Origin of the sequence: Sphingomonas sp., from assembly GCF_017745215.1 — a bacterium.
Classification (GTDB): Bacteria; Pseudomonadota; Alphaproteobacteria; order Sphingomonadales; family Sphingomonadaceae; genus Sphingomonas.
The window spans coordinates 59,723-75,592 of record NZ_JAGHZV010000015.1 but is presented as its reverse complement, the minus strand read 5'-3'; the positions used below and the strand labels follow the sequence as shown (position 1 = coordinate 75,592).

Below are 15,870 nucleotides of genomic sequence, written 5' to 3'. Positions count from 1 at the left end.
TAATCTTAATCGCTTCGTTCACATTACCATGCTTTCTGGCGTTTTGCGTTCAACCTGTCGACAATAATTTGTCCGTCAGCGGAGTGCACCAGGCTCCCGTAAGCACCCCAGAAAGAACTTTACTCGGCGCCCGCCAATGCGCGCCGAACCCCGACACCACCGCCACGCCGAACCGTGCAGCTTCAGCGTCGCCGGCATGCCGGCCGATATGCGCCAGGAGTGCGCGGGCGTGCGCCGCGCTCGTCGTGGCGGTGAGCACATGGAGATTCGGCACGCCCCACCGCTCGCGGTACGCCTGCGTGCGCAGTATTGCGAGGTAGCCGGCGATCTTCCGGGCGAAGGACGACTGCGCGAGGTTCCGGCGCTCGATGCTCTCGGTGTTCCGGTCGATCTCCACCGCAAAGAACCGGAAACCCTTCCCGGGATATTCGAGGCCGAAGAGGCCGTCCGGGATGAGCGTGCCGGCCGGCGTCTGGATAGCGAGCGGATTGGCGCTCGCCCGCGCGGCCGCCGCCTTCGGGTGCGCGAGGATTTCGCGCTGGCTGATATAGCGGAGGCCGAGCGCGGGCGCGGTCAGCTCGAAGGAGGCGCCCACGCAGGCGCCCATGAGCCGGTGGACGAAGGGGTCGGCGCGGCGGGGCGCCAGGGATGGGCTCCGCTCGGCGAGGATGGCGCTTGCGCGCGGCGCGAGGTCGTACACGAGGTGCTGATAGCGGGCGTGGTAGCTGGCGAACTGCTGGGGCGGGCGCACGAGGTACGAGCCGCCCGCGTCCCCGTTATAGAATTCGGTGAGGCGGTTCTGGAGGTGCGACCGGTCGCGGCGCAGATGCTTGGTGAACTCGTACAGGTAGTGGCTCGGAAGCGGCCCGTGCCGGTCGATTGCGTCGAAGATGAGGTAGTCGGCCTCGGTGAGTACCAAGCGCCCGGAAGATGGATTGGGCGGCGCCACGCGCCTGCGCCTTCCAAGCGCATCCTTGGGAGCGGGCGTATCGCCCGCGGCGGCGTCGTATAGCGGCGAGCTGGCCATGAGCGTCCTCCGGTGAAGGACACGCTCCATATGCACGTATCGCGCGCTTGAAACCGGTCGGCATGAGGAGGCCTGCCGGGCCCTGATCCGCCATGTGCCGGCATGCGCCGCCCGCTTTTTCTACCAATCCGCCGAAATATCCTCGTCGGGGCCCGCGAGCGCGACCGGCGGAGGCGGCAAGGTCGCCTGGACGGCCGAGACGCGCATGCGATTGCGCGCGATGAACGCTTCGAGCGATTCGCGGGAGCGCTCCCTCGGCGGCCGGGGCCGCGGAACGGGCACCGACACGGCCGATGCAGTCGCGCCGCGGATATATGCGGCGAACTGGAGCTTGGGCTGGGCGAGGATGAAGTCGGCGGTTGTGCGCATGTCGCGCGCCATCGCGGCGGCGTCCGCGGCCGAAAGCCCCGAGGCGAACTTGATGGCGGTGTTCGCGGCGAGCGACGCGCGAAGCGAGGAACTGGCCTGATCCATATACTGGTGGGCGAGCAATATTCCCGCCTTGTATTTTCTAGATTCGGTCAGCAGGTCGTCGATGTTCGACGAGAAGAAGCTCCCCGCCTCGTCCACCATGATAAAGGTCGGGGTGCGCTCGGCCTCGGGGATCGCCGCCCGCTCCATGACGGCCTGGAGGATCAGCGAGATGAGGAGCTTGCCGAAGATCGCCGACCCTTCCTTGAGGAAGTCCTTGGCGGTGTCGACCAGGATCACGGCGCCGCGGTTCATCTCCGTGAAGAAGTCGATGCGCGTCTCGGGCGCAGTGAACAGCCGCGCCATCGTCGGGTTCTCGATGATGGCCTGGAGGCGGTAGCGAATCTGCTCGCGGGTCCCTTCGAAGCCCTTGCTCGCGAAGTCGCGCAGGAAGAAGTCGCGCGGGATCTCGGGAAGCTGCTCGATCGCCCGCGCATACGGCGCGGGGTCGCTCATCAATTTGAGCATGTCGAGGATAGTGGCATTGCGCCCCTCGGCCTCCGGAAGCGAGAGCATGAGCCGAGTCACGTAGCGGAAGAGGACTTCCTGCTTGCCGGTGAGGGTCAGGTTGGTGAGCCCGCTCCAGAGATAGCCGAAGGTCTCGATGACGCCCGCCGAGACCTGCTCGCGCGTGGCCTCGTCATATGCGGCGAGGCGCTCCTGGTTGAGCGCGAAGGGGTTCAGCGCCAGCGGATACTTGGTGTCGCGCGGGTCGATGAGGATCACGCGGCGGTCGTCGCCGAGCTCCGACCGCACCAGCCGCCGCACGAGGTCGGAGTGAGGATCGATCAGGACGATGCTCGGCGGGTCGTCTGAGGCGAGGTCGTCGCGGATAAGCGCCTCGATGAGGGTGGTCTTGCCCGCGCCTGATCCCCCCAGGAGGTGCATATGAGAATATCTCTGCTCATACGTGAGCGGGAGCGGCACCGGCGCCATGAGCATCGCATGGAAGGGCGTGCCGCCCAGATACGCATCGGCGAGCTGGTCGAGGGGGAGCGCGCTCTGGGTCGGCATCACGAGCGGCCGGCGGGCGCTCGGGTCGTGCGGATCGCGGCCCGACACCGCGCACATGTTGCGGTACAGCCGGCGGCAGAGGGCCTTGAACAGCCCGTGGGGGTGATAGTCGCCAAGGGTGCCCCAAATGCGCTCGACCGTGAGCCGCGGCTCGGGCAGGAGATGGATTAGGGGGATCGTGAAGGGCGACGGGCGCCCGCGCGCAGGCACCGCCTCCGCGATGCCGAACAGAAGGCGCGACAGCGCATCGTGCAGCAGGTCGAGCTGTTCGGCCCGGTTCGCGAAGAAGTGCTCCTTGGCGTAGAGAAGGTTCCGGTACTCGACGAATTCCGGCATCGTCATCCGCTCGAGCGCGGGCTCGGGAAGGTCCCACATCTGCCCTTCTGCGGCGGCGAGCGCCCGCACGGCCTGCGCGACGATGGGGCGCGCCGCCTCGGGGAAGTCGCCCGCATATTCGGCCAGGCCGCGGCAGAAGGACGCCAGGGTCTCGGGCATCGCGTCCTGATGCGCCCGCACGCGGGCGTACAGCTCCCGGGTTTCGCGCAGTTCCCATGTGCGCTCGTTTCCGAAGCGCCGGAGCCACGGCACGTATACCGAGGGCCCGGCGCCGCCCGCCATCAGGTGATCGCGCCGTATAGGTAGAAGAGGATGAGGATGCCGGCCGCCCACGCCAGCCGCACCGGGAGCGGCGCGCCGAGCACTCCCTGAATGGCGGCGATGGCCGGGTTGCTGCTCCGCGGCTCCCATACGTTCGGAAGCGGCTCGCCGGGGCCGGCGAGCATGGGCGCGTGGCCGGCGCGGGAAAGCGCGCCGGGAACGGCGAGGAGGGGCTCGGGCGACGCCTGCGCGACGACGACCGCCTCGCCTGACGAGAAGTCGAGGATCATCTCCCGCCCGTCGAACGTGAGCGCCGCGTCGAGATATGCCTTCAGGTTCTCGCAGGCGGTGAGGATGGCCTGCTCGGCGCCGAGCAGCTCGTCCATGCTCCGGCACTCGATATGCTGGCCGCGTTCAAGGGTCCCGACCGTGATGGTCAGGCGGAGCCTCGACACGGCGTCGAGCGCCACCGCCTTCAGCCCGTATCCGATCGTGTCGGTGGTTGAGGTGAGGAAGCTGTCCAGATCGCTCGTTTCGATCCCGCGCGCCCGCGCATTCGCCGCAGCCAGCGCGCTGCCCTCGGCGGCTCGGCGCTGCGCCCCGCTGCGATATATGGCCTCGTTCTGGAGCTTGTGCCGGATGATGTTCTGCCGCTCCTCGGCGGCGAACTCGACCCGCGCGTCCAGGCAAAAGATGAGCCGCGGAATGATCACGCCGCCTTCGCGCTGGGAACGTCGTATCTTCAGATGCATGTCTATTCCCCCGAGGCGCAAGCACGTCGGGAGACGACTTTGGAGTCAAGGAGAGACTACTTGAAAATGGATGAGCCGATCCTTTGCAGGCGGCTGGAAGATTGGGCGGGTGGCGGGGTGTCGACGAGCGGACCTTGCGAAATATCGAGCCGGTCGAGAGCCTTATATCCTCATCCCGCCGGCATACAGGGCGTGGCCGCCTATGCCCCCGCCTATGGGCCTAAAAGGGGCCGGTCCGGCGAGGCGGACCGGCCCAAAAGCTCCGTCAGGAGCCGGGCGTATCGCGCTTGCTGGCGAGTTCCCGGAGCCAGTCCTCCACCTCCTGCTCGATCCATCCGACCCGTGCGGCGCCGAGTCGCACCCGCTTGGGGAACTTCCCGGCCGCCTCCAGGCGGGCGATGTGCGCGGGGGAGTAGAGAACCTTCTCCCTCACCTGCTTCTTCGATAGCAACCTCATCGCTAAACACTCCCGTATCGGGAGCATCGCGATGCCCAAGGTTATCCCCGGGGCGACTAGACTAACATCGATCTCGTATTTGGCGAGTATTACGGGCTCGCTTAAAACTGAGCTCCAGCTCACTCCACTTCGGAGAGAATATTAAGGAGAGGCGGCGATGCCAGAGAGAGGATCAATTCGGCTTAATATTCAAAGAGGGGCAGGCGTTGGAGAGTTTGCACAGTTCCTGACCGATTTGGAAGGCGTCTATCTGGCGCTTCATCTGCTGCCGAATGAGCGAACCCTCCGCCGATATCGCGGGCGACAGTCTTTTTACTTAGAGGGACTCGAATGGGCTCCATCCTATCTTGATGCCTCGGACCTCCGAGGGAGCGAGCTGTATCCGCTGGATCAACTCGAAATAGTGCGGATATCCATTCAATCGCCCGGCTGGGTCGAGGTTATCGGCTCGCTCAATCCGCTTCAGCAAATCCGCGAATACCTCAAGGATCGGCACGAGCGAAAAAAGGACCGGGCCTGGCGGTGTGAGACCGAAAAGGAACGCGCGCTGCTCGAAATCGAAATCCTACGTCTTCAGACGGAGCGGGATCGCATCGGCGTTATCGGCCAATTCTACGAGTTGCTCGAACGCATGGAGATCAACCCGGAGGAGCGTCAGCGCCTTTTGTGGGAGCGCCTCGGGGCCCCCATGATGCGCCTATCACACCATCAGGATACGGGCCTCTTGGGCAGCCAGGACGACGACATCGACACGAAGGGGGACGAAACGGGGGGCTAGATTTAGTCACTCCCCGTTTTTCCTTCAGTTTCAATCCCCTAGCCGGGGAAATGGTGCGGTCGAGAAGACTCGAACTTCCACGGGCTTTCGCCCACAACGACCTCAACGTTGCGCGTCTACCAGTTCCGCCACGACCGCACGTGAAACTCCGCCGAAGGTCCCGGCGGCTGGTAAGGCGGGTGCCCCTAGCAAAGCGGTTCGGGGGATGCAAGCGGGGTTAGCGCGCTATTTGACGGCGCTCACGCGCCGTGCGGCACCGGCCCACTCCCCCCACCCGACCACCCACAACATACTTCCGCTGGGTGGTCGGGTGGGGGAGTGGGCCGGTGCCGTTTCCAACTTGAACAAAAGGCTCTACCAGCGGCGCCCCATGCGCGCCTCCCCTGCCCTTGCCGCCGAGACGAGGCGAATCCTGGCGCTCGCCTGGCCGGTGGTGCTGACCAGCCTCAACTGGACGATCCTCCACGTCACCGACGTGGTGGTGGTCGGCTGGACCGGCACCGGCGAAGTCGCCGCGCTGGGGGCGAGCCGCGCGGTCACCTTCATCGGCATTGTCATCGCGATCGGCGCGCTGTCGGGGGTGCTCGTCCATGTCTCGCGCGCCGACGGGGCGGGGGAGCTGCGCGAGACCGGCCGCGTGTTCCATCAGGGCCTGATCCTCGCGGTCGCGCTCGGGCTGCTCAGCGGCGGCGCGCTGCTGCTCTTCGCGCGGCCGATGCTCGACACGCTCGACGTCGCGCCGGACATCGCGCCGGAGGCCGCCGCGGTGGTGCGGGTGATGGGGCTCGCCTATCCCTTCCAGCTGCTGATCATCACCGCCAGCTTCTTCCTCGAGGGCGTGAGCCGGCCGCGGCGAGTGACCGTGGTCAACTTGGCGGTGCTGCCGATCAACGCCGTGCTCGCCTGGGCCTTCTCCGGCGGGCACCTCGGCCTGCCGGCGATGGGCGCGGTGGGCGCCGCGACGGCAACCCTGGTCGCCTCGGCGATCGGCGGCGCGGGGATGCTCGCCGCGGCCTGGACGCTGCCGCGTGCCGGCGTGCGGGGCGTCCACGAGGTCGCCGAGCTGCTGGAGCCCGAGACGCTGCGCGGCGCGCTCGCGCTGCTGCGATTCGGCGCGATGCCTGCGCTCGCGTCGGGGCTCGAGCTGGCCGGCTTCTCGATCCTGATCGCGCTCTCGACCCAGCAGGGCGAGGTGGTGGCGCACGCCTTCCAGATCGTCTTCTCGATCCACAACGTCACCTTTGCGGTGGCGCTGGGGCTGGGCTCGGCCGCGGGCGTGCGTGCCGGCAATGCCGTGGGCGAAGGCGTGCCGCAGGAAGCCGCCTGGCGCACGCGGATCGCCGCGGTGATTGCCGCCGTCGCGATCGGCGTGCCCGCGCTGCTGCTGATCGCCTTCCCCGCGCAAGTGGTCGACCTCTTCCCCGCGGCCCCGCCGGTGCACGTGCTGGGGATCGCGATGCTGCCGATCTGGGCACCGTTCATCGTGTTCGACGGGTTGCAGGTGGTGTTCGTCTACGCGCTGCGCTCGCTCGGCGATCAGGTCGTCGCCGGGGTCAACAGCATCATCGCCTATTTCCTCGTCACCGGCGGCGCGGGACTGCTGCTGGTGCACTGGGGCTGGGGACCGTTCGCGCTGGTCTATGCCTCGGGCTATGGCATGGTCGTCGCCGCGCTGCTCCACGGCGCGCGGCTGGCCGTGATCAACCGCCGATTTCGCTCGCGAAGCTGAAGTCGACGATCCGCACCGTCTTGGGTGGATTGACCCGCGCGCTGTTGAACTCGATCGTGCCGTTGGGATCGAGCGAGCGCACCTCGGGGGTCACGCGCCAGCTGTCGACCGATTCGCCCTTGGCGTCGAGCAGCTCGATGCGGATGTCGGGCACGTGCTGCTTGTCGCCGCTGGGGTTCACCACCTTGCCCGAGACCGCGAGCATCTCGCCGCCGCTCGCGAGGTTGCGCCGGTCGACCGCCTTGTCGGCGAAGCGCAGCGGCGTGTCGGCCTGGCCGAAGCCCAGCCCGAACTGCGAGGCGATGCCCGGCGCGCCGGTGTAGAGGATCGCCGCGGTGCCAAGCAGCATCGAGAAGCCCGCGACGAAGGCCGCGGCGGTCCAGCGCTTCGCGGGGTTGCGGCGCGGCTTGAACGGGACCTCGGGCGCGAAGGGGTCGTATTCGGGCGGCGGCGCAGCGGGCTCGTCGCCATAGACCGCCGCCGGCTCGGGCCGGGGCGCCGCGGCGGCGAAGCGCGGCCGGGGCGAAGGCTCGGGCTTCGCCAGATCGGCGGGCGAGGCGCGCGTGGTGAGATCGAGCGCGACCGGCGCCTGGAACCAGCTGTGCTTGCAGCTCGCGCAGCGGACGGTGCGGCCTTCGGCGCCGATGGCGCTGTCGGGCACGAGGTAACGCGTGCGGCACTGGCTGCATTCGAGGATCATGGGCGGCGATTCTAGTCCGCATGACCTTGCAACTGCAAGGCTGTCGGTCCGGATCGCACCCGTTTCCCACAGGAAACTTGCGCCCTCCTTGAGCCCGCGGGGCGGCTGTGCGATGGCTGGCCGGGCGGTGCAGAGGAGCGGCCGAGCGTCGACGAATGGCCAATATCGTGCAATTCGACCAGGTGGGCCTGCGCTATGGCACCAGCCCCGAGACGCTGTCGGACCTCTCGTTCACGCTGACGTCGGGCAGCTTCTACTTCCTCACCGGCCCCTCGGGCGCGGGCAAGACCTCGCTGCTCAAGCTCCTCTACCTCGCCCAGCGGCCGACGCGCGGCGCGGTGCGGCTGTTCGGCGAGGATGCGGGGACGCTGCCGCGGACCCGGCTTCCCGGCTTCCGCCGGCGGATCGGCGTGGTGTTCCAGGACTTCCGCCTGCTCGGCCACCTCTCGGCCTATGACAATATTGCGCTGCCGCTACGCGTCGCCGGCATGCCCGAGAGCGAGATCGAGGCGCCGGTGCGCGAGATGCTCGCCTGGGTGGGCCTCACCGACCGCGGCAAGGCCAGGCCGCCGACGCTCTCGGGCGGCGAGCAGCAGCGTATCGCCATCGCCCGCGCGGTGATCGCACGGCCCGAGATCCTCGTCGCCGACGAGCCGACCGGCAACGTCGACCCCGAAATGGCCGAGCGGCTGCTGCACCTGTTCGATTCGCTCAACCGGCTCGGCACCACCGTCGTCGTCGCCACCCACGACTTCCACTTGCTCAACCGCATCCCCAACGCGCGGATGATGCGGCTCGAGAAGGGGCAGCTCAACGATCCCACCGGCGCGCTCCGCCATCCGCCGGGGGCCGAGCGCCCGTGAAGCTCAGCCTCAACCCCAATGCGCCCGACCGCCGCCTGCTCGACGAGGGCCGGCGCACGCGCGCGATGACCTGGATCATGGCGATCATGCTGTTCCTGACCGTGCTCTCGGGCGCGCTGGGGCTGGGCATGCTCGCCGCGACCGCGCAGCTCGACCGCCAGCTTGCCGGGCGCCTGACCGTCCAGATCATCGAGCCCAACGCCGACATCCGCGATCGTGAGGCGCACGCGCTGGTCGCTGCGCTGCGCGGCCTCCCCGGCGTCGCGCGTGCCGAGGAAGCCGATCGCGCGCGGCTCGCCGAGCTGCTCAAGCCGTGGCTCGGCGACGCGGGGCTCGATCCCGACCTGCCGATGCCCGCGTTGATCGACGTCGACGTGCGCAGCGAAGCCGCGGTCGCCGAAGCCGAGGCGGCAGCGAAGCGGATCGCGCCTGGCGCGCGGATCGACCGGCATGCCAAATGGCTCTCCCCCGTCCGCCAGTTCATGGCGACCTTGAGCTGGCTCGCGGGCGGGCTGGTGCTGCTGATGGCCAGCGCGACGGCCGCCGTGGTGCTGCTCGCGGCGCGCGCGGGGCTGGACACGCACCGCGACACGATCGAAGTGCTGCACATGCTCGGCTCCACCGATGTTCAAGTCGCCCGCCTGTTCCAGCGGCGCATCGCCTTCGACACGATGATCGGCGGCGTGCTCGGCACGCTGCTCGCGCTCGGGCTCGTCTGGTTCCTCCAGTCGCGCTTCGGGTCGCTCGGGTCCGAAGTGATGGCGGGCGTCGCGCTTCAGCAGCGCGACTGGTTCGTGCTGCTCCTCCTGCCCATCGCCTTCGCGCTGCTCGCGACCTTCGCGGCGCGGCTCGCGGTGCTGCGCGCGCTGGGGAAAACGCTGTGATCCGCCGCGTGGTTGCCTTGCTGCTGCTCGCCTGGGCGCTGGGTTTCGTCGCCTTCTACCTGATGCTCGGCCGCCCGCTCGACGCCGCGCGCAAGACCGACGCGATCGTCGTGCTCACCGGCGGCCCCGGGCGGATCGACCGCGGCGTCCAGCTGCTGCGCGACGATGCCTCGGAGCACATGCTCGTCAGCGGGGTGGGCCGTGAAGTGAAGCCGCGCGAGCTCGCGGTCGAGTACAGGATCGAGCCGCGGCTGATGGCCTGCTGCATCGATCTCGGCCACCAGGCGGTCGACACGCGCTCGAACGCCGACGAGACAGCGGAATGGGTGCGCCGCCACCAGTACAAGACCGTGCGGCTGGTCACCGCCGACTGGCACATGGCGCGCGCCCGGCTCGAACTGGCGCACATGCTGGGGAGCGACCTCGAAGTGCTCGGCGACGCGGTACCGAGCAAGCCCAAGTTCGTCACGCTGCTGCGCGAGTATCACAAGTTCCTGGTGCGTGCGGTGGCGATCCTGGTGGGAGCGGGCTGAAGCGTGAACTGGTTGCGGACTCTCGTCTTCTCGCTGGTCTTCTACGGGCTGTCGGTGCCGCTGGTGCTGCTGGCGCCGGCGGCCGCGCTGTTCGGGCGCGAAGCGCTGCGTACCTATTCCAATCGCTGGATGGGCGTGATGCGCTGGTCGGCGCGGTGGATCCTCGGGATCGAGACCCGCGTCGAAGGCGAGATCCCGGCGGGCCCGGTGCTGTTCGCCGCCAAGCACGAGGCGATCTTCGAAGCGCTCGAGCTCACCCGGCTGCTCGGCGCGCCCGCGACGGTGATGAAGCGCGAGCTCGTCCAGATCCCGGTCTGGGGCTGGTGCGCGCGGCGCTATGGCGTGATCGTCGTCGATCGCGCCGCCAACGCCGCGGCGCTGCGGAGCATGATGCGCGACGCCAGGGACGCGCTCGAGGGCGGGCGATCGGTGATGATCTTCCCCGAAGGCACGCGGGTGAAGCCCGGCGAGATGCCGCCGCTGCGCGCGGGGTTCGCGGGGCTCTACCGCATGCTCGGGCTGCCGGTGGTGCCGATCGCGGTCCGCAGCGGCCATGTCTGGCCCAAGGGCGGCGCCAAGCGGCCCGGCGTGGTGACCTTCCGCTTCGGCCAGCCGATCCCGCCCGGCCTGCCCCGCGCCGAGGCCGAGGCGCGGGTCTACGAGGGGATCAACGCGCTCAATCGCGCGGATCAGTCGTGAGAGCGGCCGAAATCGGGGCGTGAATCGTCCTGGCCCTGCTCGATGATCCCGCGGCGGATCATCCGGGTGCGGCTGAACAGCTCGAACAGCTCGTCGCCCTTGCCCCAGCGGATCGCGCGCTGGAGCGCGGTCAGGTCCTCGGAGAAGCGCTGGAGCATGTCGAGCACCGCCTCGCGGTTCGACAGGAAGACGTCGCGCCACATCGTCGGGTCCGAAGCGGCGATGCGGGTGAAGTCGCGGAAGCCGCCGGCCGAATATTTGATCACTTCGGAGCGCGTGACTTCCTCGAGGTCCGAAGCGGTGCCGACGATCGTATAGGCGATCAGGTGCGGCAGATGGCTGGTGATCGCGAGCACGCGGTCGTGGTGCGCGGGCTCCATCGTCTCGACCTCGGCGCCCAGCGCCTTCCAGAATTCCATCACGCGCGCCACAGCAAGCTCGCTCGCGCCCTCGGGCGGGGTGACGATGCACCAGCGGTGGTGGAAGAGGCTCGCGAACCCCGCCTCGGGGCCGCTGTTCTCGGTCCCCGCCACCGGGTGGGCCGGGATCACGGTCGCGCCCGGCAGCGCCTCGGCGAGCGCCTGGACGACGCTTTCCTTGCACGAGCCGACGTCGCTCACCACGGCATCGGGCGGCAGGTCCTCGGCGAAGCTCGCCGCCGCCTCGCCCATCGCGCCGACGGGGACGCAGAGGATGACGAAATCGGCGTCGGTCACTGCCGCGCCGGCGCTGTCGGCGACGTCGTCGCAGAGGTCGATGCGCAGCGCGATGTCGCGCACCTCGGGGTCGGCGTCGTAGCCCACCACCCGGACGCCCGGCATGTGCTGGCGCACCGCGCGCGCGATCGACGAGCCGATCAGCCCGAGCCCGATGACGGTCACGCGCGCGAAGGGGATCATCCCGCGTCCGCCTCGACGCCGGCCCCAGCCCCGGACATCCGGCGCAGCGCCGCGATCACGCCGCGATTGTCGTCCTCGGTGCCGATGGTGATGCGCAGGCCGTGGGGAAGCCCCTGCCCCGGCAGCCAGCGGACGATATAACCCGCATCCATCAGCCCCTTGTACGCGGCCTCGGCGGTCAGCTCGCCTTCGAACAGCACGAGCACGAAGTTCGCCTGGCTCGGCACCGCGCGGATGCCGGCGTTGCCCAGCTTGGCGATCTCGCCGGCGAACCAGCGGCGCCACTCGGCATTGTGCGCACGCGTGTGCTCGACGAAGCCGGTGTCGCCGAGCGCCGCGAGCGCCGCCGCGGTACCCGCGATGGTGATCGAGAAGGGCAGGCGGATGCGGTGCATCGCTTCGATGATCGGCTCGGCGGCATAGCCCCAGCCGATCCGCTCGGCGGCAAGCCCGAACATCTTCGAGAAGGTGCGCGTGACGAGCACGTTGGAGGCGGTCTTCGCCAGCGCCATCCCGCCGTCGTCGTCGCTGCCTTCGATATATTCGGCATAGGCATGGTCGAGCACGAGCAGCACATGGCCGGGCAGCCCGGCGTGGAGCCGCTCGATCTCGGCGCGCGGCGCATAGGTGCCGGTCGGGTTGTTGGGGTTGGCGATGAAGATGATCTTCGTCCGCTCGGTCACGCAGGCGAGGATCGCATCGACGTCGGTCGCATAGTCCCGGTCGGGCGCGACCACCGGCGTGGCACCGACGCGGCGGGTCGCGATCGGATATACGGTGAAGCCGTAGTTGACGTAGATGACTTCGTCGCCCGGGCCGGCGAAGGCACCGGCGGCGAGGTGAAGCACTTCGTCCGAGCCGTTGCCGTAGATGATCCGCGCGGGATCGAGCCCGTGGATCGCGGCGATCGCGTCGCGCAGCTCGGTGCCGCTGGCGTCGGGATAGCGCTCGAGGCTGTGCGCGGCGCTCGCGAACGCCTGGCGTGCCGCCGGCGAGGTGCCGAGCGGATTCTCGTTCGACGAGAGCTTGACGGCCTTGGCGCCGCTGTCGGTGGTGGAGCGGCCCGGCTTGTACGGGTCGATCGCCATGATCCAGGGCTTGGGTTCGGGAGCGTTCATGGCCGAGCCGCTTGGCCGATGCGCCGGGTAATGGCAAGATCGCCGCAAAGCAGGGAGGGACCAATGCGGGGCAGCAGCTTCCTCTGGCGCGCGCTCGAAGCGGCGCGGCGCGACCATCTGGCCGAGGCCGGTGAAGCACCGCCGACGCCCGGCAGCGCCGGTGCCACGCGCCGTGCGCTGCTCAAGGCGATCGTTGCGGCGGGCGCGGTCTCGGCCTTGCCGCGGCCGGCGCGCGCCGCCACGCCCGGGCGAGTCGCGATCATCGGCGGCGGGATCGCGGGGCTGAGCGCGCTCCATTACCTCCGCACCGCCGGCGTCGACGCGCGGCTCTACGAAGCGCGCCAGCGGATCGGCGGGCGGATGTTCACCCAGCGCCCGGCCGACGGCCCGGCGTTCGAAGTCGGCGGGCAGCTGGTCAACAGCGACCACCGAGACCTGCGCGCGCTGCTCGACCACTTTCGTATCCCCCTGGTCGACCGCAAGGCCGAGCCGCATGCGCTTGTCGTGCTCGCGAACGGCCGCCGTGTCGCCGAGGCCGAGCTGGCGCAGGCGCTGCGCGGGATCGCCGGCCAGATCGACCGCGACGCCGCGCGCGTCGACAAGGAGCCGCGCTACGCCGCCGCGATCGACCGGCTCTCGGCCAAGGCCTATCTCGACCGACATGCCGCGCTGATCCACGAGCCCTGGGCACGGGCGCTGCTCGAGAGCAGCATCCGCACCGAGTTCGGCGCCGAGCCGGAGGACTCGTCGGCGATGTCGTTCCTGTTCAACCTGCCGACGGTGGAAGGCGAGCGGTTCGAGATCCTCGGCCAGTCGGACGAACATTATGTCATCCAGGGCGGCAGCGGCGCGCTCCCCGAAGCAATTGCGGAAGCGCATCGCGACCGGATCGAGACGGGCAAGCGGCTGGTGTCGATCGCGCTCGCGGCCGGCACCCATCGGCTGAGCTTCCTCGACGGCAGCGAAGCGATCGCCGACCAGATCGTCGTCGCGGTCCCGGCCGGGATCATGCGCCAGATCGGCTATCGCGTGCCGCTGCCGGCGAGCCTTCGCGCGTATATCGCCGAGGCCGAGCTCGGGCGGAACGAGAAGATCCAGGCAGTCGCGGCCGAAGCGGTGTGGAAGGCGCCGATGGGCATCGGCGGCGAGCTGTGGAACGTCGACCCCGCCAGCGCCGCGCTCGGCTGGGACGGCAGCGTTCACCGCGCCGACCGCGTCGACCCGGTGTGGACCTGGTTCCTCGGCGGCGACCAGGTCGAGGATGTCGCGACCTCGCCGCAGGCACGCGCCGCCGCCTTCGCCGCGCTCGCCGAGCCGGCGATCCCCGGGCTTGCCGCCGTGACCGCCACGGGCCCGTTCCGCCGCACCGGCTGGTGCCGCGACCCGCTGACGCTGGGCGGCTACGTCAACTACCGCCCCAGCCAGCTCACGCGCTTCGGCCACCTGCTCGCCGCCGAGGGCGCGACGATCAACGAGCAGACCGTCCCCGGCAACGGCCGCATCTGGTTCGCGGGCGAGCATCTCTCCGATGCCTGGTTCGGCTTCATGAACGGCGGCGCGAGCAGCGGGAGGCTCGCCGCCGAGATGATCCTGGGACGGAAGCTGTTGAAGCTGCAGGCTTGAGCCCCTAGGCACGCGCCATGCTTCACGACGCGCGTTTCGGCCTGTCCCGCACGGCCTCGCTTGCCGGGCCCCTCCGGCTCGACGGCGGCGGCGTGCTCGCGCCGCTCGACGTGGCGTACGAGACCTATGGCAGCCTCGCTCCCGACGGCTCCAACGCGATCCTCGTCTGCCACGCGCTGACCGGCGACCAGCACGTCGCCTCCAACCACCCGCTCACCGGCAAGCCCGGCTGGTGGAAGCGGATGGTGGGGCCCGGCAAGCCGATCGACACCGATCGCTTCTTCGTGATCTGCTCGAACGTGATCGGCAGCTGCCTCGGCTCCTCGGGGCCCGCCTCGCTCAACCCCGCGACGGGCAAGCCCTGGGCGATGGGTTTCCCAGTGCTCACCATCCGCGACATGGTCCGTGCGCAGGCGCTGCTGCTCGACCATCTGGGCATCCAGCGGCTGTTCGCGGTGGTCGGCGGGTCGATGGGCGGCATGCAGGCGCTGAGCTGGGCGGCGACCTATCCCGAGCGCGTCGCCTCGGCGCTGGTGATCGCCAGCGCGGCGCGGCATTCGGCGCAGAACATCGCCTTCCACGAAGTCGGCCGCCAGGCGATCATGGCCGACCCCAAGTGGCGCGGCGGCGACTATTATGCCAACAACGATCCCCCCGCCGCGGGGCTCGCGGTGGCGCGGATGGCGGCGCACATCACCTATCTCTCCGAGGCCGGGCTCACCGAGAAGTTCGGCCGGCGCCTCCAGGGGCGGGATGCCAAGTCGTTCGGCTTCGACGCCGACTTCCAGGTCGAGAGCTACCTCCGCCACCAGGGGCTGTCGTTCGTCGACCGGTTCGACGCCAACTCCTACCTCTACATCACCCGCGCGCTCGACTATTTCGACCTTGCCGAGGAGCATGGCGGCGTGCTCGCCACCGCGTTCAAGGGATCGGCGACGCGCTTCTGCCTGGTGAGCTTCGACACCGACTGGCTCTACCCGACCAGCGAATCGCGGACCGTGGTGCACGCGCTCAACGCCGCGGGGGCGCCGGCGAGCTTCGTGGAGCTGCGCTCGCCGTTCGGCCACGACGCCTTCCTGCTCGAGTCACCCGAGCTCAGCCGCGTCATCGACGGCTTCCTGCGCGCGGGCGAGCGGCGATGAGCCTTCGCCCCGACCTTGCGATCATCGCCGGCCATGTCGCGCCCGGCAGCCGCGTGCTCGACATCGGCTGCGGCGACGGCGAGCTGATGGCGGCGCTGCGCGACGGCCAGGGCTGCGACGCGCGTGGGCTCGAGCTCTCGGCCGACGACGTCGCCGCGGCGGTGGCGCGCGGGCTCTCGGTGGTGCAGGGCGACGCCGACACCGACCTCGCCGACTATCCCGACGCGAGCTTCGACTATGCGATCCTCAGCCAGACGCTGCAGACGACGATGCGGCCCGACTGGGTGCTCGAGCAGTTGCTCAGGATCGGGCGGCGCGCCTTCGTCTCCTTCCCGAACTTCGCGCATTGGCGGGTGCGCGCCTCGCTCGCGGTGGGCGGGCGGATGCCGGTGACGCGGCTGCTGCCGGTCGCCTGGTATGCGACGCCCAACATCCACCACGTCACCGTCGACGACTTCCGCGCGCTGGTGAAGGAGCGCGGGATCGAAGTCGAGGGCGCCTGGTTCCTCAAGGGCGACCGGAGCACCGGCTCGGCGATGGCGAACCTGCTCGCCGAGCATGCGGTGTTCCTGCTGCGGAGATGA

General features: G+C 69.4%; 16 protein-coding genes and 1 tRNA gene. 9 read left to right on the top strand and 8 right to left on the bottom strand.

What is annotated here, in order from left to right:
* Window positions 1-49: 49 nt before the first annotated feature.
* The 4 genes from J7495_RS15205 to J7495_RS15190 form a co-directional block, all read right to left on the bottom strand.
* Window positions 50-1,027, bottom strand: coding sequence for a replication-relaxation family protein (locus tag J7495_RS15205; RefSeq protein ID WP_294057544.1), 978 nt, complete (start codon window positions 1,025-1,027; stop codon window positions 50-52).
* 120 nt (window positions 1,028-1,147) lie between these two features.
* Window positions 1,148-2,434 (bottom strand): type IV secretion system DNA-binding domain-containing protein, encoded by a 1,287-nt coding sequence (locus J7495_RS15200; protein WP_294057571.1) that lies wholly within the window; start codon window positions 2,432-2,434, stop codon window positions 1,148-1,150.
* A 695-nt stretch (window positions 2,435-3,129) separates the two neighbouring features.
* A complete protein-coding gene (locus J7495_RS15195; protein ID WP_294057543.1) occupies window positions 3,130-3,861 on the bottom strand; it encodes a hypothetical protein in 732 nt (243 codons plus the stop codon).
* Between the two features lie 265 nt (window positions 3,862-4,126).
* Window positions 4,127-4,441 (bottom strand): AlpA family phage regulatory protein, encoded by a 315-nt coding sequence (locus J7495_RS15190; RefSeq protein ID WP_294057542.1) that lies wholly within the window; start codon window positions 4,439-4,441, stop codon window positions 4,127-4,129.
* Window positions 4,442-4,475: 34 nt separating this feature from the next.
* Here J7495_RS15190 and J7495_RS15185 point away from each other — a divergent pair, with 34 nt between their 5' ends.
* Window positions 4,476-5,096 (top strand): hypothetical protein, encoded by a 621-nt coding sequence (locus J7495_RS15185; RefSeq protein ID WP_294057540.1) that lies wholly within the window; start codon window positions 4,476-4,478, stop codon window positions 5,094-5,096.
* Window positions 5,097-5,147: 51 nt separating this feature from the next.
* Here the strand turns inward: J7495_RS15185 and J7495_RS15180 are convergent.
* Window positions 5,148-5,234 (bottom strand) — tRNA-Leu (locus J7495_RS15180).
* Between the two features lie 232 nt (window positions 5,235-5,466).
* Between J7495_RS15180 and J7495_RS15175 the strand changes: the two genes are divergently transcribed.
* Entirely contained in the window at window positions 5,467-6,825 is a 1,359-nt protein-coding gene (locus tag J7495_RS15175) for an MATE family efflux transporter (RefSeq protein WP_294057538.1), read from the top strand.
* On the opposite strand, the gene J7495_RS15170 is transcribed toward J7495_RS15175, so the two are convergent.
* Entirely contained in the window at window positions 6,797-7,525 is a 729-nt protein-coding gene (locus tag J7495_RS15170) for an MJ0042-type zinc finger domain-containing protein (RefSeq protein WP_294057537.1), read from the bottom strand. The genes J7495_RS15175 and J7495_RS15170 overlap by 29 nt on opposite strands.
* A 155-nt stretch (window positions 7,526-7,680) precedes the next feature.
* Here J7495_RS15170 and ftsE point away from each other — a divergent pair, with 155 nt between their 5' ends.
* Genes ftsE through J7495_RS15150 form a run of 4 tightly spaced genes read left to right on the top strand, consistent with a single transcriptional unit; the run spans window position 7,681 to window position 10,504 of the window.
* Window positions 7,681-8,388 carry a cell division ATP-binding protein FtsE gene (gene ftsE / locus J7495_RS15165; RefSeq protein WP_294057536.1) on the top strand — a complete coding sequence of 236 codons (708 nt, stop codon included), beginning with the start codon at window positions 7,681-7,683 and terminating at the stop codon, window positions 8,386-8,388.
* Window positions 8,385-9,272: an FtsX-like permease family protein gene (locus J7495_RS15160; RefSeq protein WP_294057535.1), complete on the top strand. Its 888-nt coding sequence runs from the start codon at window positions 8,385-8,387 to the stop codon at window positions 9,270-9,272. Before ftsE ends, J7495_RS15160 begins: the two co-directional genes overlap by 4 nt.
* Window positions 9,269-9,805: a YdcF family protein gene (locus J7495_RS15155; RefSeq protein ID WP_294057534.1), complete on the top strand. Its 537-nt coding sequence runs from the start codon at window positions 9,269-9,271 to the stop codon at window positions 9,803-9,805. The genes J7495_RS15160 and J7495_RS15155 overlap by 4 nt, the downstream gene beginning before the upstream one ends.
* Before the next feature lie 3 nt (window positions 9,806-9,808).
* Window positions 9,809-10,504 (top strand): lysophospholipid acyltransferase family protein, encoded by a 696-nt coding sequence (locus J7495_RS15150; protein ID WP_294057532.1) that lies wholly within the window; start codon window positions 9,809-9,811, stop codon window positions 10,502-10,504.
* On the opposite strand, the gene J7495_RS15145 is transcribed toward J7495_RS15150, so the two are convergent.
* Window positions 10,495-11,403, bottom strand: a complete 909-nt coding sequence (locus J7495_RS15145) for a prephenate/arogenate dehydrogenase family protein (protein ID WP_294057530.1) — start codon at window positions 11,401-11,403, stop codon at window positions 10,495-10,497. The genes J7495_RS15150 and J7495_RS15145 overlap by 10 nt on opposite strands.
* Window positions 11,400-12,521, bottom strand: coding sequence for a histidinol-phosphate transaminase (gene hisC, locus J7495_RS15140; protein ID WP_294057528.1), 1,122 nt, complete (start codon window positions 12,519-12,521; stop codon window positions 11,400-11,402). The genes J7495_RS15145 and hisC overlap by 4 nt, the downstream gene beginning before the upstream one ends.
* Before the next feature lie 63 nt (window positions 12,522-12,584).
* Here hisC and J7495_RS15135 point away from each other — a divergent pair, with 63 nt between their 5' ends.
* The 3 genes from J7495_RS15135 to metW are packed head-to-tail and all read left to right on the top strand — an operon-like array spanning window position 12,585 to window position 15,870.
* Complete coding sequence (locus J7495_RS15135) at window positions 12,585-14,144, top strand: FAD-dependent oxidoreductase (RefSeq protein WP_294057527.1); 1,560 nt, start codon at window positions 12,585-12,587, stop codon at window positions 14,142-14,144.
* Between the two features lie 17 nt (window positions 14,145-14,161).
* Complete coding sequence (locus J7495_RS15130) at window positions 14,162-15,286, top strand: homoserine O-acetyltransferase (RefSeq protein ID WP_294057526.1); 1,125 nt, start codon at window positions 14,162-14,164, stop codon at window positions 15,284-15,286.
* Window positions 15,283-15,870, top strand: coding sequence for a methionine biosynthesis protein MetW (gene metW, locus J7495_RS15125; RefSeq protein ID WP_294057525.1), 588 nt, complete (start codon window positions 15,283-15,285; stop codon window positions 15,868-15,870). Before J7495_RS15130 ends, metW begins: the two co-directional genes overlap by 4 nt.

What these genes read in the sequence shown, in the direction of transcription:
- J7495_RS15185 (WP_294057540.1), top strand. Translation starts at nt 4,476, where the DNA reads ATGCCAGAGAGAGGATCAATTCGGCTTAATATTCAAAGAGGGGCAGGC.
- J7495_RS15200 (WP_294057571.1), bottom strand. Translation starts at nt 2,434, where the DNA reads ATGGCGCCGGTGCCGCTCCCGCTCACGTATGAGCAGAGATATTCTCAT.
- J7495_RS15175 (WP_294057538.1), top strand. Translation starts at nt 5,467, where the DNA reads ATGCGCGCCTCCCCTGCCCTTGCCGCCGAGACGAGGCGAATCCTGGCG.
- J7495_RS15170 (WP_294057537.1), bottom strand. Translation starts at nt 7,525, where the DNA reads ATGATCCTCGAATGCAGCCAGTGCCGCACGCGTTACCTCGTGCCCGAC.
- metW (WP_294057525.1), top strand. Translation starts at nt 15,283, where the DNA reads ATGAGCCTTCGCCCCGACCTTGCGATCATCGCCGGCCATGTCGCGCCC.
- J7495_RS15135 (WP_294057527.1), top strand. Translation starts at nt 12,585, where the DNA reads ATGCGGGGCAGCAGCTTCCTCTGGCGCGCGCTCGAAGCGGCGCGGCGC.
- J7495_RS15195 (WP_294057543.1), bottom strand. Translation starts at nt 3,861, where the DNA reads ATGCATCTGAAGATACGACGTTCCCAGCGCGAAGGCGGCGTGATCATT.
- J7495_RS15130 (WP_294057526.1), top strand. Translation starts at nt 14,162, where the DNA reads ATGCTTCACGACGCGCGTTTCGGCCTGTCCCGCACGGCCTCGCTTGCC.
- J7495_RS15205 (WP_294057544.1), bottom strand. Translation starts at nt 1,027, where the DNA reads ATGGCCAGCTCGCCGCTATACGACGCCGCCGCGGGCGATACGCCCGCT.
- J7495_RS15145 (WP_294057530.1), bottom strand. Translation starts at nt 11,403, where the DNA reads ATGATCCCCTTCGCGCGCGTGACCGTCATCGGGCTCGGGCTGATCGGC.
- hisC (WP_294057528.1), bottom strand. Translation starts at nt 12,521, where the DNA reads ATGAACGCTCCCGAACCCAAGCCCTGGATCATGGCGATCGACCCGTAC.
- ftsE (WP_294057536.1), top strand. Translation starts at nt 7,681, where the DNA reads ATGGCCAATATCGTGCAATTCGACCAGGTGGGCCTGCGCTATGGCACC.